The sequence below is a fragment of the Ideonella dechloratans genome (assembly GCF_021049305.1).
GTDB lineage: Bacteria > Pseudomonadota > Gammaproteobacteria > Burkholderiales > Burkholderiaceae_C > Ideonella > Ideonella dechloratans.
This window is the reverse complement of record NZ_CP088081.1, coordinates 1,967,207-1,982,462: the sequence shown is the minus strand read 5'-3', so window position 1 is coordinate 1,982,462 and position 15,256 is coordinate 1,967,207. Positions and strand designations below refer to the sequence as shown.

The following is a 15,256-nucleotide window of genomic DNA, read 5'->3' as shown; positions in this document are numbered from 1 at the left end:
GTCAGGCGTACAGCGGGTTGATCTTGTCGGCGTTCAGGCCGTACTTGGCAATGGCCTCGGCCACCACGGTGGCGGGCACGCTGCCTTCGTCGGCCAGGGCCTTCAGGGCGGCAACCACGACATAGTGGCGGTTGACCTCGAAGTGGCAGCGCAGCTTGCTGCGGAAGTCACTGCGGCCGAAGCCGTCGGTGCCCAGCACCTTGTAGCTGCGGCCCTTGGGAATGAAGGCGCGGATCTGCTCGGCGTAGCTCTTGATGTAGTCGGTCGAGGCGATGACCGGGCCGGCGTGGGCCGAGAGCTGCTCGGTGACGAAGGGCACCTTGGGCGTCTCGGTCGGATGCAGCAGGTTCCAGCGCTCGCAGTCCTGGCCGTCGCGGGCCAGTTCGTTGAAGCTCGGGCAGCTCCAGATGTTGGCGGCCACGCCCCAGTCGGCTTCCAGCAGCGCCTTGGCGGCCATCGACTCGCGCAGGATGGTGCCCGAGCCCAGCAGGTTGACGCGCGGGGTCTTCTTGGCGCCCTCCTCCAGCAGGTACATGCCCTTGATGATCTGCTCTTCGGTGCCCGGCCTCAGGCCCGGCATCGCGTAGTTCTCATTGAGCAGGGTGATGTAGAAGAACACGTTCTCCTGCCGCTCGACCATGCGCTTGAGGCCGTGGTGCATGATCACCGCGACCTCGTGTGCGAAGGTCGGGTCGTAGCTGACGCAGTTCGGGATGGTGCCGGCCAGGATGTGGCTGTGGCCGTCCTCGTGCTGCAGGCCTTCGCCGTTCAGCGTGGTGCGACCCGAGGTGCCGCCCAGCAGGAAGCCGCGGGCCTGCATGTCGCCCGCCGCCCAGGCCAGGTCGCCGATGCGCTGGAAGCCGAACATCGAGTAGTACACGTAGAACGGGATCATGATCCGGTTGTTCGTGCTGTAGCTCGTGGCCGCGGCAATCCAGCTGGCCATGCCGCCGGCTTCGTTGATGCCTTCCTGCAGGATCTGACCGTTGGTCTCTTCCTTGTAGTACATGACCTGGTCACGGTCGACCGGGGTGTACTGCTGGCCCTTGGGGTTGTAAATGCCGATCTGGCGGAACAGGCCTTCCATGCCGAAGGTGCGGGCCTCGTCCACCAGGATGGGCACCACGCGCGGGCCGATGGCCTGGTCGCGCAGCAGCTGGGTCAGAAAGCGCACATAGGCCTGGGTGGTCGAGATCTCGCGCCCGGCGGTGGTGGGCTCCAGCACCGCCTTGAAGATGTCCAGCGACGGCACGGTGAACTGCTCGCTGGCCTTGGTGCGGCGGTGCGGCAGGTAGCCGCCCAGCTCCTTGCGACGGGCATGCAGGTACTGCATTTCCGGGGTGTCGTCGGCCGGCTTGTAGAACGGGATCTTGGGCAGCTCGCTGTCCGGGATGGGGATGTTGAAGCGGTCGCGGAAGTACTTGATGTCCTCGTCGGTCAGCTTCTTGGTCTGGTGGGCGGTGTTCTTGCCCTCGCCGCTCTTGCCCATGCCGTATCCCTTGACCGTCTTGACCAGCAGCACCGTGGGCTGGCCCTTGTTGTGGTGGGCGCGGTGGAAGGCGGCATAGACCTTCTGGGCGTCGTGGCCGCCGCGGCGCAGGGCCCAGATGTCGTCGTCGCTCATGTGCTCGACCAGCTTGGCCGTGCGCGGATCACGCTCGAAGAAGTGCTTGCGGACGAAGGCGCCGTCGTTGGCCTTGAAGGCCTGGTAGTCGCCGTCCAGGGTGTCCATCATCAGCTTGCGCAGCGCGCCGTCCTTGTCGCGCGCCAGCAGCGGGTCCCAGTTGCTGCCCCAGATCAGCTTGATCACGTTCCAGCCGGAACCGCGGAACTCGCCTTCGAGTTCCTGGATGATCTTGCCGTTGCCGCGCACCGGGCCGTCCAGGCGCTGCAGGTTGCAGTTGACGACGAAGATCAGGTTGTCCAGGCCCTCGCGCGCGGCCAGGCCGATGGCGCCCAGGCTCTCGGGCTCGTCCATCTCGCCGTCGCCCAGGAAGGCCCAGACCTTGCGCTCGGAGGTGTCGGCAATGCCGCGGGCGTGCAGGTACTTCAGGAAGCGGGCCTGGTAGATGGCCATCAAGGGGCCCAGGCCCATCGACACGGTGGGGAACTGCCAGAACTCGGGCATCAGCTTCGGATGCGGGTAGCTCGACAGGCCCTTGCCCTCCACTTCCTGTCGGAAGTTCAGGAGCTGCTCTTCGCTGATGCGGCCTTCCAGGAAGGCGCGGGCATAGATGCCGGGCGCACTGTGGCCCTGGATGTAGAGCAGGTCGCCGCCGTGCTTGCCACCCTGGTCGGTGTCGTCGGCGTGCCAGAAGTGGTTGAAGCCTGCGGCCAGCATGTGGGCCAGCGAGGCGAAAGAGGAAATGTGGCCGCCCAGGTCGCCGCCGTCCTCGGGGTGCAGGCGGTTGGCCTTGACCACCATGGCCATGGCGTTCCAGCGCATGAAGGCTCGCAGCCGGCCTTCCAGCTCCAGGTTGCCGGGCGAGCGGGCCTCGTCCTGCGGCTCGATGGTGTTGACGTAGCCGGTGGTGGCCGAGAACGGCAGGTCCACCCCGTTCTGACGGGCCTCTTCCAGCAGTTGCTCGAGCAGGAAGTGCCCCCGTTCACGCCCTTCACTTTGGATGACGGCGTTCAGGGCATCCAGCCATTCACGGGTTTCCTGGCTGTCGGCATCGACGGCCGGGGTGCCCATGGAGGATTCGGGCAGAGCGGACATGCGTGTCTCCTGAGTTGTGCGGGCTGGCCTGAGGCTTCCCGCCATGGTGGGAACTTGTGTGCGGGCGGAGTGTGGCACAGCCCGTTTCCATTTTCAAATAGCGAACGTTGATTTCATAATGCGACAAGAAAAAGGTCTCCAAACAACGCTTTTCTACGTGAAAACCCCAGATAAAAGCATGTTGTGCCGCAGCATCCCCATCCATTCCGGCTTCGATAATCGCAAGCAATGCAAGCCCCCCGCGATGTTTTTCCTCCGCTGCCATCCAGCCGGCTGAACCTGCTCCTGCAGCGCTGGTGGGGGCGCCAGTCGCCTTCCCGCCAGGATCGTCTGGCCACCCTCGCGCCGCTGACCTCGGTGCTGCTCTTCCTGGCGGCCATCACCTTTGCCTTCTGGTACCTGCGCAACGAGGAAGTCAGCCGGGCGGAAGAATCGCTGCGCCGGGACACCGAGGTGGCGCAGCAGGAGATCCGTCTTCACCTGGTGGACAACCAGGAGCAACTGTTGCGCATTGCGCGCGAAGTGGCCACCCGGGCGATCACCCCCGAGCAGTTCGTCACCCAGGCCGCCGGCTTCCTGCAGGCGCGGCCGGCCGTGCGCTACCTGAATTGGCTCAACGCAAAGGGCGAACTGCGCGCCACGCAGTCGCTGCAGTCGGGCGCAGGCCTGGAGGACGCAACGGCCATCGAGCATGGAACGGCTGTCGTGGACGGCGACGGCCCCGCCAGCGTGCCCCAGGCGTCGGAGGCGGCGCTCGAGGCAGCGCGCGCGATGCGCCAGCCCACCTATTCCCGCCCCTTCCGCAACGTCGACGGTGTTTGGGTGTTCCAGTTGCAGGTTCCCATCATCGACCGCGGGGCCTTCGCGGGCGTGCTGGTGGCCGAATACGGGCTGGACACCCTGCTGCGCACGGCGGTGCCTGCGGAGGTGACCGTGCGTCACCCGGTCAGCATCCTGGACGTGGACTTCAGCCCGCTGGTGAGCACGGTGACCAACCTGCCCGGTCAGCGCAGCGCCCCGCCGTCCATGACCCTGGACCTGCCGCTGACCCCGGCCGCCAACGGGCTGATGCTGCGGGGCCAGGGCTACCGCACCACCGCGGGCCTGGTGGGCAACACCCTGTTCTGGATGGTGGTGGCCCTGTCGGCCCTGACCGTCTGGACCCTGCTGGCCACCTGGCGCCACATGCGTCGGCGCGCCCAGATCCAGAACGCGCTGATCAACGAAACCAACTTCCGGCGGGCCATGGAGAACTCCATGCTCACCGGCATGCGGGCCACCGACATGGACGGCCGCGTGACCTATGTGAACCCGGCCTTCTGCGCGATGACGGGTTATTCGGAATCCGACCTGCTGGACACCCTGCCGCCCTTCCCCTACTGGCCCAGCGACCGGGTGGATGAGCACATGCGCATCTTCCAGCAGGAGTTGCAGGGCCGCAGCCCGGCCGGCGGCATCGAGGTCAAGGTGCAGCGCAAGGACGGCTCCAACTTCGATGCGCGCTTGTATGTGTCACCGCTGATCGACCCGCGCGGACAGCAGACCGGCTGGATGACCTCGATGACCAACATCACCGAGGCCAAGCGCATCCGCGACCAGCTCTCCGCGTCGCACGAACGCTTCACCACCGTGCTGGAAGGCCTGGACGCCGCGGTGTCGGTGCTCTCGGTGCAGCAGGGCGAGCTGCTGTTCGCCAACCGTTCCTACCGGCTCTGGTTCGGCGCCGATGCGCGTGGCCACGACCTGCTGGCCAATGGCGACGCCGCCTACACCGAGGTGCCGGAAGACGACGTGGACGCGATGTCCGGCCTGCCCACCCAGGAACTGACCGAGGTCGGCACCCACCCGCGCGAGGTCTATGTCGAGTCGCTGCAGATGTGGTTCGACGTGCGCACCCGCTACCTGCAGTGGACCGACGGCCGCCTGGCCCAGATGCTGATCGCCACCGACATCACCGCGCGCCGCCGCGTGGAGGAACAGGCCCAACAGCAGGCCGAGCGGGCACAGGTCACCAGCCGCCTGGTGACGATGGGTGAGATGGCCTCCTCGGTGGCCCATGAGCTCAACCAGCCGCTGACGGCCATCACCAACTACTGCAACGGCATCGTCAGCCGGGTGCGCAACAACGCCATCAATACCGAGGAGCTGGTGGCCGCGCTGCAGAAGACTGCGCGCCAGGCCGAGCGCGCCGGCCAAGTCATCCACCGCATCCGGGCCTTCGTCAAGAAGAGCGAGCCACAGCGCCAGGCCGCCAAGGCCCAGGACATCGTCGAAGACGCGGTCGAATTGGCCGGCATCGAGCTGCGCCGGCGCAAGGTGGCCATCCACACCTATGTGGCCCAGCGCCTGCCGCTGCTGCGGGTGGATCCCATCCTGATCGAGCAGGTGCTGATGAACCTGCTGAAGAACGCGGCCGAGGCCATCGACACCGCCCAGATGCCGGCCGAGCGCCGCCACATCGAGCTGCAAGTGGTGCCCCGGCAGTCGCCCGACGAGGGCAGCGTGATCGAGTTCTCGGTCACCGATGCCGGCCCGGGCATGCGCGAGGAGGTCATCACCCGCCTCTTCGAAGCCTTCTTCTCCACCAAGGCCGAAGGCCTGGGCATCGGACTTTCCCTGTGTCGGTCGATCATCGAGTCGCACCACGGCCGGATGCGTGCGGAGAACCTCTACAATGGTTCGACGGTCATCGGGTGCAGGTTCGCCTTCACCCTGCCGGTTGATCAGACGCCCCCTGCAGATCGCCTGCCGGCGCCCGCGGTGCCCAAGGATGTTTCTGCGTCCAACCCCAACGCTGCTGCTTCATGAGCCTGATTCCAAAAAAGGGTACCGTCTACGTTGTCGATGATGACGAGGCCGTTCGCGATTCGCTGCAATGGCTGCTGGAAGGCAAGGATTACCGGGTCAAGTGCTTCGAGTCCGCCGAGTCCTTCCTCTCACGCTTCGATCCCCGGGAAGTTGCCTGCCTGATCGCCGACATCCGCATGGATGGCATGAGCGGCCTGGAACTGCAGGACCGTCTGCTGGAACGCAAGAGCCCGCTGCCGGTGGTGTTCATCACCGGTCATGGTGACGTGCCGATGGCCGTGACCACCATGAAGAAGGGCGCGATGGACTTCATCGAGAAGCCTTTCAAGGAAGAGGAGCTGGTGTCCCTGGTCGAGCGCATGCTGGACCAGGCCCGTGCGGCCTTCTCGCACCACCAGGAAGCCGCCAGCCGCGACGCCCTGCTCGCCCGACTGACCACGCGTGAAGCCCAGGTGCTGGAACGCATCGTCGCCGGCCGCCTGAACAAGCAGATCGCCGATGACCTGGGCATCAGCATCAAGACGGTGGAGGCCCACCGGGCCAACATCATGGAGAAGCTCAACGCCAACACGGTGGCCGACCTGCTCAAGATCGCCTTGGGCGCCTCGCACAAGGCCTGACGCCAGGCCAACTTCGCCTGTCGCGATCGGGAACCATGGGGCCTTCAGGGCCCCTTTCCCTTTTTCGGCGCCCGCGTTGGCCGCAGCTTCGTAGACATTCCATCTGACCGAAAGAGACCGCCCATGACCGCCCAAGTGATCGACGGCAACGCCCTGTCCCGCCAACTCCGCGCCGAGGTCGCCCAGCGGGCGGCCGCACTCACCGCCCGAGGCCACCAGCCCGGCCTGGCCGTCATCCTGGTGGGGGACGACCCGGCCTCGGCCGTCTATGTGCGCAACAAGGTCAAGGCCTGCGAGGACAGCGGCGTGCGCTCGGTGTTCGAGAAGTACGACGCCAGCCTGACCGAGGCCGCGCTGCTCGAGCGCATTGCTGCACTGAATGCCGATCCGACGGTTCACGGCATCCTGGTGCAGATGCCCCTGCCCAAGCACATCGACCCGCACAAGGTGATCGAGGCCATTGCCACCACCAAGGACGTGGACGGCTACTCGGTGCTCTCCGCCGGTGAGCTGATGGCCGGGTTGGAGGGCTTTCGCCCCTGCACGCCTTACGGCTGCATGAAGCTGATCGAGAGCACCGGCGTGTCGCTCAAGGGCAAGCACGCCGTGGTGATCGGCCGCAGCAACACCGTGGGCAAGCCCATGGCCCTGCTGCTGTTGCAGGCCAATGCCACCGTCACCATCTGCCACAGCGGCACGCCCGACCTGGCTTACCACACCCGTCAGGCCGATGTGGTGGTGGCCGCCGTGGGCCGACGCAACACGCTGACCGGAGACATGGTCAAGCCCGGGGCCATCGTGATCGACGTGGGCATCAACCGCAACGATGAAGGCAAACTCTGCGGCGACGTGGAGTTTGCCACGGTGAGCCCCGTGGCCTCGCACATCACCCCGGTGCCCGGGGGCGTGGGGCCGATGACCATCACCATGCTGCTCGTCAACACGCTTGAGGCCGCCGAACGGGTGGCCGCCCAGGCCTGAACCACCGCTACCGCGATCCGACCAGGACCCCATCGATGACCAATCCGCTGCTGCAAGACGCCCCCCTGACCGACTTCGCCGCCGTGCGCCCCGAGCATGTGACACCGGCAATCGACGCGCTGCTGGCCGAGGCCAATGCGGCGCTGGATCGCGCGGTGGGGCCCGATGTGCCACCCGACTACGACGCCCTGTCGATGGTGCTGGAGGTGCCGGTGGAGCGGCTGGGCCGGGCCTGGGGCGTGGTCAACCACCTGGCCCACGTGGCCGACACGCCCGAGCTGCGGGCGGCCCATGCCGAGAACCTGCCCAAGATCACCGAGTACTACACCCGCCAGGGCAGCGACGAGCGGCTCTACGCCAAGTACAAGGCGATCGCCGCCAGCCCCGCCGCAGCCCAGCTGAGCCCGGCCCGCCGCCAGGCCCTGGCCCACGCGCTGCGCGACTTCCGCCTGGGCGGGGCCGACCTGCAAGGCGAGGCCAAGGCCCGCTTCATGGCCCTCCAGGACCGCATGGCCGAGCTGTCGCAGGCCTTCTCCAACCATGTGCTGGACGCCACCGACGCCTTCGCCCACTACGCCACGGCGGAAGAGCTGGCCGGCGTGCCGGCCGATGTGGTGGCCGCGGCCCGCGCTGCGGCCGAGGCCGAGGGCAAGGAAGGCCACAAGCTCACGCTGCACTTCCCCAGCTACTTCCCGGTCATGCAGTACGCCGAGAACCGGGCCCTGCGCGAGACCCTCTACACCGCCTATGTCACCCGCGCCAGCGAGCTGGGTGCCGCGGAGCGGGACAACAGCGCGGTCATGCGCGAGCTGCTGACCCTGCGCGCCGAAGAGGCCCGGCTGCTGGGCTTTGCCAACTATGCCGAGGTGTCCCTGGCGCCCAAGATGGCCGGCACCCCGGCCGAGGTGTTGCACTTCCTGCGGGACCTGGCCCAGCGTGCCCGCCCCAGCGCCGAGAAGGACCTGGCCGACCTGCGCGCCTTCGCCGCCAGCGAGCTGGGCCTGACGGAGCTGCAGGCCTGGGACCTGGCCTACGCGGGCGAGAAGCTCAAGGAGGCCCGCTATGCCTTCAGCGACCAGGAGGTCAAGGCATATCTGCCGCTGCCCAAGGTGCTCGACGGCCTGTTCCACATCGTCGAAACCCTGTTCGAGGTGAGCATCCGCCCGGCCGAAGCACCGGTGTGGCACCCCTCCGTGCGCTTCTTCCGCATCGAGCGAGCCGGTCAGGTGGTGGGCGAGTTCTACCTGGATCCGCACGCACGCCCCGGCAAGCGTCCCGGCGCCTGGATGGACAGCGCGCGCAGCCGCTGGCTGCGGGTCGATTCGCACCGCCTGCAGACCCCAGTGGCCTACCTGGTCTGCAACTTCTCGTCGCCGGTGGGCGACAAGCCGGCCCTGCTGACGCACGACGAGCTGACCACCCTCTTCCACGAGTTCGGCCACGGCCTGCACCACATGTTGACCCAGGTGGACGAGATGGGCGTCTCGGGCATCGACGGGGTCGAGTGGGACGCGGTGGAACTGCCCAGCCAGTTCATGGAGAACTTCTGCTGGGAGTGGGACGTCATCCGCCGACTGAGTGCTCACGTGGACAGCGGCGAGCCGCTGCCGCGTGCCCTGTTCGACAAGATGCTGGCGGCCAAGAATTTCCAGAGCGGCCTGCAGACCCTGCGCCAGGTCGAGTTCGGCCTGTTCGACATGCGCCTGCACACCGAGGCCGATGCCGCCGAGCGCGTGCAGGCCATCCTGGCGGAGGTGCGCCAGGAGGTGGCCCTGGTGCCGGTGCCGCCCTTCAGCCGCACGGCCCACACCTTCTCGCACATCTTCGCGGGGGGCTACTCGGCCGGCTACTACTCCTACAAGTGGGCCGAGGTGCTCTCGGCCGATGCCTGGAGCGCCTTCGAGGAAGAAGGCGTGCTCAACCCGGAGACCGGCCGCCGCTACCGCCGCGAGATCCTGGAGGCCGGCGGCGCCCGTCCCGCCATCGAGAGCTTCAAGGCCTTCCGCGGCCGCGAGCCGCGCATCGACGCACTGCTGCGCCACCAGGGCATGGCCTGAGTCCGGGGCCTGCCCCGGGCGTATAGTCCCCATCGATTGAGTCTGCCTGCTGCCATGACACCGATGCCTCACCGTCTTCACGCCCTGTCCGCCCTGTTGCTCACGCTGGCGGCAGCACCCTTGGCCATGGCCCAGTACAAGGTGATCGGGCCGGACGGCAAGGTCACCTACACCGACCGGCCGCCGACCTCCTCGCAGGCCCAGGTGCAGATGCTGTCGCCCAATGGGTCCGTTGGCGGCGGCGGAGCCGATCTGGCCGCCCTGCCTGCAGCATTGCGCCAACCGGCCAGCCGCTACCCGGTCACCCTGTATGCGGGCCGCAACTGCGCACCCTGCGATGTCGGACGTGACATGCTGGTCCAGCGCGGCATCCCCTTTGCCGAGAAGCGCATCGACACGAACGCGGACCTGGACGCCTATGTGAAATTCAGTGGCGGCCGCACCCTGCCCTTGCTGACCGTGGGCACCCAGCAGATCAAGTCGGGCTCGCTCAGCGACTGGAACAGCTACCTGGACGCGGCGGGCTACCCCAAGACCTCGGCCCTGCCCGCCACCTACCGGCGGCCCGCGCCGACACCCATGGCCGGCAATGCCCTGCCTCCTGGCGCGATCCCGGCGTCCGCCCCGGGCCCGGAGCCTGAAAACCAGGCTCCGCGCGCGCCCGCGGGCAACACGCCCAACATCCGCTTCTGACGCCGCGCTGCGGGCCACGCGCCCGCGTGCCGCCTGAGCGGCTGAACGCCCTCAGGCCTCCGGCCCGTCCTCGGGTTCTCCGGCGGGCTGCTGCAGCACCTGACGCGCCTGCGGCTCGGGAAGTTGTTCCACGCTCTTGAGCTTGCGGGCCATCGCCCGCGTGCGCACCTCGGCGCTGTCGATGGTGGCGCTGGCCTCTTCCAGCTTCTTCTTGGTCTTGGCCAGCACGTCGCCGAACTTGGCGAACTCGGTCTTGACCGCCCCCAGCACCTCCCAGACCTCTGCGCTGCGGCGCTCCAGGGCCAGGCTGCGGAAGCCCATCTGCAAGCTGCTGAGCGTGGCCAGCAAGGTGGTGGGGCCCGCCAGAGTGATGCGGTGCTCGCGCTGCAGGGCCTCCACCAGGCCCGGTCGGCGCAGGGCCTCGGCATACAGCCCTTCGGTGGGCAGGAACAGGATGGCGAAATCGGTGGTGTGCGGCGGTGCCACATACTTCTCGCGGATGCTGCGGGCCTCGGCGCGCAGGCGGGCTTCCAGGGCGCGGGCCGCGGCTTCGGCCGCCGCCGGGTCGGCCTGGTCCTGGGCCTGCAGCAGGCGCTCGTAGTCTTCACGGGGGAACTTGGCGTCGATCGGCAGCCACATCGGCTGGCCATCGTCTCGCCGCCCCGGCAGACGGATGGCGAACTCGACCCGCGCGCCCGTGCCCGGCACGGTTTCCACATTGGCCGCGTACTGTTCCGGGGTCAGCACCTGCTCCAGCAGGCCGGCCAATTGCAGTTCGCCGAAGACACCGCGCGACTTCACATTGGTCAGCACGCGGTTGAGCGAGCCCACGTCGCGCGCCAGCCCCTGCATCTCGCCCAGGCCCTGGTGCACCAGCTCCAGCCGCTCGGCCACCTGGCGGAAGCTCTCGCCCAGACGCTGCTCCAGCGTGGCGTGCAGCTTCTCATCCACCGTCGCCCGCATCTGCTCGAGCTTCTTCTCGTTGCCGTCCTGCAGCTGCAGCAGGCGGCGCTCGATGGTCTCGGTCACCCGGCGCAGGGCCTGGTCCTGCGCCTCGCGTGCCTGTGCCAAGCTGCGGGCGGCATCGCCCGATTGGGTCAGCAGGCTCTGTTGCAGCTGGCCCAGGGACTGCGCCAAGGTCTGAGCCTGCTCCATGCGCGCCGCACGCGCGCTCTGCTGCACCTCGGCGCGCAGTTCGCGCTCCAGGCGCTCCAGCGCATCCAGCAGTTCGGGAGGCAGGCTCGCGGCGGGCCGCAGCCACAGGCCCAGCACCGCCAGCAGCATCAGGCCCAGCAGGGCCAGCACCGTGATTTCGTAGACAGACAAGGACATGCCGGCATTGTCGCCGGCCGCCCGGCCTCAGGCGGTGGCCAGTACCTCGGGGTTCAGCGGCGTGAGCGGCTGCCCCCCGGTCAGGGTCGCAATCAGGTTGTCGGCCGCCAGTTCGGCCATGGCCCGGCGGGTGGCCAGGCTGGCGCTGGCGATGTGCGGGGTCAGCACCACATTGGGCACCTCCAGCAACGCCGGATGCACCTGCGGCTCGCCCTCGAACACGTCCAGGCCGGCGGCGGCCAGCTGGCCGACCTTCAGCGCCTCGGCCAGGGCCGCGTCGTCCACCACGCCACCGCGGGCGATGTTGGTCAGCGTGGCGGTGGGCTTCATCAGCGCCAGTTGCTCGCGACCCACCAGGTGATGGCTGGCGGCGCTGTAGGGCACCACGATCACCAGGTGATCGGCCTGGGCCATCAGCTCGGGCAGCGGCAGCCAGCGGGCCCCGAGGGCGGCCTCGTCCGCCTCCGACAGCCGGCTGCGGTTGTGATAAACCACCTTCATGCCAAATCCCAGCGCGCCGCGACGGGCAATGGCTTGACCGATCCGCCCCATGCCCAGCACGCCCAGGGTGGCGCCATGGATGTCCTGGCCGGCCATCAGGTCGTAGGACCAGTGCGTCCACTCGCCGCGGCGCAGAAAGCGCTCGGCCTCGGTGATGCGCCGCGCCGTGGCCATCATCAGCGCAAAGCCGAAGTCGGCCGTGGTCTCGGTCAGCACGCCGGGCGCGTTGGTCACCAGCACGCCCCGCGCGGTGCAGGCCGCGACGTCGATGTTGTTGTAGCCCACCGCCATGCTGCACACCGCCTTCAGTGAAGGACAGGCCTGGAGCAGGTCCGCGTCGATCGGCTCCGTTCCGGCGACGAAGACGCCCGCCTTGCCCTGCAGGCGTGCGATCAGTTCGTCGCGCCGGATCGGGGTGTGGCCCTCATAGGCATCGACGTCGAGATGCTGGCGAAGACGCGCCACGGTGTCGGGAAACACCTGGCGGGCCAGCAGGATGGCGGGGCGGGCGGGGGGCGATGAGGACATGGCGTGCGGGCGCTGTGCTCAGCGCAAAGTCGTGTCAGGCGGGCGATTGTGCGTGGAATCCATGCCCCTGCGGCCCTGCCAGGCTTCCCAGCTCGCCAGGGCCTCGGCGACGGTGTTCAGTTGGATCGCCACCGTGTCCGCGATGTCTCGGCCGTAGCCGCCGGCCATCGTCAGCGCCACGGGAATGCGGCGCTCGCGCAGTGCGGTCAGCACCCGCCGGTCGCGCTCGGCCAGGCCGGCTGCGGTCAGGCGCAGGCGGCCCAGCCGGTCGTTCTCGTGCGGATCGGCACCGGCCAGGTAGAAGGCCAGTCCGGGCGGCTGGTCCCCGTGGTGCGCCCACACCGTGGCCAGCGCCTGATCCAGGGCCTGCAGGTACGGGATGTCCTCGCAGCCGTCGGGCAGATCGATGTCCAGATCCCCCGCCACCTTGCGGAAGGGGAAGTTGCGCTCCCCGTGCAGGGAGAGCGTGAACACCGTCGGATCGTCGGCAAAGATGGAGGCTGTGCCGTTGCCCTGATGCACGTCCAGGTCGACGACCAGCACCCGCAGCAGTTGGCCGTGCAGGCGATGCCACTCGCCCTGCATGCGCCGCGCGGCCACGGCCACATCGTTGAAGACGCAGTAGCCCGACCCCTTGTCGGCACTCGCATGGTGGGTGCCGCCGGCCAGGTTGGCGGCCACCCCTTCGGCCAGCGCCGCGCGGGCCGCCGCGATCGTGGCGCCCACCGAACGTCGTGAACGCTCGGCCATGCGCTCGGACCAGGGAAAGCCGATCTCACGCTGCTGGGCCGGACTGAGCCAGCCCTCGAGCACCGCGGCGACGTAGTCCGGGCTGTGGGCGAGCATCAACTCGCCATCACAGGCCGCCGGCGCCGGGCTCAGCCGCACCTCGGGCAGGCTGCGGGCCACCGCCTCGCGCAGCAAGGCGTACTTGGACACGGGAAACCGGTGCCCCGACGGCAAGGGCAGCGTGTGGTGGTCGGACGTGAAGGCCTGCATGGGAGCCCGATTCTGCGTCGGGCGGGGTGCCCCGCGCGGCAGGCCGTTTTTAGAGCGGGATCACTAGATTGCTGCGTCGCAACATTTTGGGCTTGTGTTCCCGCAGCCCGGCCCTATACTTCGGATCATGTTGCAGCGCACAAACCTCGGAATGGTTGTCGTAGACCGGATGGGCTGCATCGGTTCCTGAACCCCTGACCCCTACCTTTGGAGACTGACATGCTGACTGCCGAACAAATGATCGCCACCCAAAAGGCCAACGTCGAAACCGCCCTGGATCTGGCCAGCAAGGCCTTTGAAGGCGTGGAAAAGCTGGTCGAGCTGAACATGCAAGTGGCCAAGGCCACCATGGGCGATGCCGCCGAGACCGCCAAGGCCGCCATCGCCGCCAAGGACCCGCAGGAACTGCTGTCGCTGCAAGCCGGCCTGCTGCAACCGGCCGCCGAGAAGGTTGCCGCCTACAGCCGCCACCTCTACGACATCGCCACCAGCACCAACGCCGAACTGACCAAGGCGATGGAAGCCCAGCTGGGCGATGCCCAGAAGAAGTTCATGGCCACCGTCGACACCGCCGTCAAGAACGCCCCGGCCGGCACCGAGAACGCCGTGGCCCTGGTGAAGTCCGCCATGGCCGCCGCCAACAACGCCTACGAGTCGGTGCACAAGGCCGCCAAGCAGGCCGCCGACGTGGCCGAAGCCAACTTCCAGGCGATGACCAACACCGCCGTGAAGGCCGCCCAGGCTGCCCCGAAGGCTGCCCGCCGCACCGCGGCCTGAGGTGACGCTGCCCGCGGATCCGGAACTTTCCGGCGCCGCGGGGCTCTCACCCGATGTCGTGGCGTTGCCATCGCCACGGCCTCCACGGGAGACCCTCTCCTCGGTACCTTTCTGAGATCACTCTCAAGGTACTTTGACCCGGCCCTTCGGCCGGGTTTTTCTTTGGGGCGCGGGCTTTGCGCTTTCGCGCTGTTGCGAGCGGCTCAGCGTGTCAGGGCCGCGATCCTGGCCTTGAGGGTCGGCCACTGGGCCGTGGCCGCTTCCCGCCCTGACTGCACCGCCTTCATCCGGGCGGTGAAATCCGAACTCGACACCCCCACCAAGCTGGGCCGGATCAGCACATCCGCGTTCTGCAGTTCCCAGCGGTTGATGCTGCGCCCCATGATGGCGAAGGTCTGCATCAACAGGTGGAAGGCGTCACCGGTGGCGTTCGGATCGGGCGGGGAGGAGATGTCCACCGCGATGACCAATTCGGCCCCCATCTCACGCGCGAATCGCACCGGCACCGGGCTCACCAGGCCGCCGTCGAGGTATTCCCGCTCGCCGATGCGCACCGGCTGAAACACCGCTGGCACCGCACTGGAGGCGCGCACGGCCGCGCCGGTGTCCCCTCTGCGGAACAGGATGGGGTCGCCGCTGGCGGCATCGGTGGCCACGATGCCCAGGGGCAGCGGCATCTGCTCGATCGGGCGGTTGCCTGTCTGGCTGCGCACGAAGCGGGCCAGGGCCTCGCCCCGGATCAGTCCCCGGCCGGGAAAGGCCCAATCGGTCAATGCCGATTCGTCCATCGTCCGGGCCATGCCGGCCAGCTCGGTGCCGCTCTTGCCGCTGGCATACAGCGCCGCCACCAAGCTGCCGGCCGAGGTGCCCACCACCAGGTCGGGTCGGATGCCATGCTCTTCCAGCACCTGGATCACCCCGATGTGGGCAAAACCCCGCGCGGCACCACCGCCCAGGGCCAAGCCGATGCGCGGCGGACGGGGAGGCTTGACGACGGGAGGCTGCGTGGGCGGCTCAACGGCCGGCGGGGTGGACTGGCATCCGGCCAGGTACAGCAGACCGGCCCCCAGACCGCCCAGAGCAAGGCGGCGGGCCGGAACAAAGTCAGACGGCATGGCGCGATTCTAGAGCGGTCGACAGGATCCTCGGCATTCTTATATTCATATGAGAGATAAGCATTCAACTTAAATGTACTTTTCAAGCATATAAGGCCTCCCTAAAGTGTGGTCCATGGGCTGTCA

The 15,256-nt window shown here is 68.0% G+C and carries 11 protein-coding genes; 6 read left to right on the top strand and 5 right to left on the bottom strand.

Annotation, left to right across the window (positions count from 1 at the left end):
- Nucleotide 1: 1 nt before the first annotated feature.
- On the bottom strand, nucleotides 2-2,719 hold the full coding sequence (gene aceE / locus LRM40_RS09205; RefSeq protein ID WP_151125188.1) for a pyruvate dehydrogenase (acetyl-transferring), homodimeric type: 2,718 nt from the start codon (nucleotides 2,717-2,719) through the stop codon (nucleotides 2-4).
- A gap of 228 nt (nucleotides 2,720-2,947) precedes the next feature.
- Here aceE and LRM40_RS09200 point away from each other — a divergent pair, with 228 nt between their 5' ends.
- From LRM40_RS09200 to LRM40_RS09180, 5 genes are all read left to right on the top strand, one after another.
- Entirely contained in the window at nucleotides 2,948-5,527 is a 2,580-nt protein-coding gene (locus LRM40_RS09200; protein WP_151125189.1) for a PAS domain-containing sensor histidine kinase, read from the top strand.
- Nucleotides 5,524-6,147 (top strand): response regulator transcription factor, encoded by a 624-nt coding sequence (locus tag LRM40_RS09195; protein WP_022980093.1) that lies wholly within the window; start codon nucleotides 5,524-5,526, stop codon nucleotides 6,145-6,147. Before LRM40_RS09200 ends, LRM40_RS09195 begins: the two co-directional genes overlap by 4 nt.
- A 123-nt stretch (nucleotides 6,148-6,270) precedes the next feature.
- Nucleotides 6,271-7,128: a bifunctional methylenetetrahydrofolate dehydrogenase/methenyltetrahydrofolate cyclohydrolase FolD gene (gene folD, locus LRM40_RS09190; RefSeq protein ID WP_151125190.1), complete on the top strand. Its 858-nt coding sequence runs from the start codon at nucleotides 6,271-6,273 to the stop codon at nucleotides 7,126-7,128.
- A gap of 35 nt (nucleotides 7,129-7,163) precedes the next feature.
- The gene (locus LRM40_RS09185; protein ID WP_151125191.1) at nucleotides 7,164-9,185 is read left to right on the top strand and encodes a M3 family metallopeptidase; all 2,022 of its coding nucleotides are present in this window, start codon (nucleotides 7,164-7,166) and stop codon (nucleotides 9,183-9,185) included.
- 63 nt (nucleotides 9,186-9,248) lie between these two features.
- On the top strand, nucleotides 9,249-9,878 hold the full coding sequence (locus tag LRM40_RS09180) for a glutaredoxin family protein (RefSeq protein ID WP_231067480.1): 630 nt from the start codon (nucleotides 9,249-9,251) through the stop codon (nucleotides 9,876-9,878).
- Nucleotides 9,879-9,929: 51 nt separating this feature from the next.
- Here the strand turns inward: LRM40_RS09180 and LRM40_RS09175 are convergent, their stop codons facing one another.
- The 3 genes from LRM40_RS09175 to LRM40_RS09165 are packed head-to-tail and all read right to left on the bottom strand — an operon-like array spanning nucleotide 9,930 to nucleotide 13,238.
- On the bottom strand, nucleotides 9,930-11,210 hold the full coding sequence (locus tag LRM40_RS09175) for a DNA recombination protein RmuC (protein ID WP_151125193.1): 1,281 nt from the start codon (nucleotides 11,208-11,210) through the stop codon (nucleotides 9,930-9,932).
- Between the two features lie 27 nt (nucleotides 11,211-11,237).
- The gene (locus tag LRM40_RS09170; RefSeq protein ID WP_151125194.1) at nucleotides 11,238-12,239 is read right to left on the bottom strand and encodes a 2-hydroxyacid dehydrogenase; all 1,002 of its coding nucleotides are present in this window, start codon (nucleotides 12,237-12,239) and stop codon (nucleotides 11,238-11,240) included.
- Between the two features lie 18 nt (nucleotides 12,240-12,257).
- Complete coding sequence (locus LRM40_RS09165; RefSeq protein ID WP_151125195.1) at nucleotides 12,258-13,238, bottom strand: histone deacetylase family protein; 981 nt, start codon at nucleotides 13,236-13,238, stop codon at nucleotides 12,258-12,260.
- Between the two features lie 219 nt (nucleotides 13,239-13,457).
- Between LRM40_RS09165 and phaP the strand changes: the two genes are divergently transcribed.
- Complete coding sequence (phaP, locus tag LRM40_RS09160) at nucleotides 13,458-14,015, top strand: TIGR01841 family phasin (RefSeq protein WP_151125196.1); 558 nt, start codon at nucleotides 13,458-13,460, stop codon at nucleotides 14,013-14,015.
- A 203-nt stretch (nucleotides 14,016-14,218) separates the two neighbouring features.
- Here phaP and LRM40_RS09155 read toward each other — a convergent pair whose 3' ends face one another.
- Nucleotides 14,219-15,130 carry a patatin-like phospholipase family protein gene (locus LRM40_RS09155; RefSeq protein WP_151125197.1) on the bottom strand — a complete coding sequence of 304 codons (912 nt, stop codon included), beginning with the start codon at nucleotides 15,128-15,130 and terminating at the stop codon, nucleotides 14,219-14,221.
- Nucleotides 15,131-15,256 lie beyond the last annotated feature (126 nt).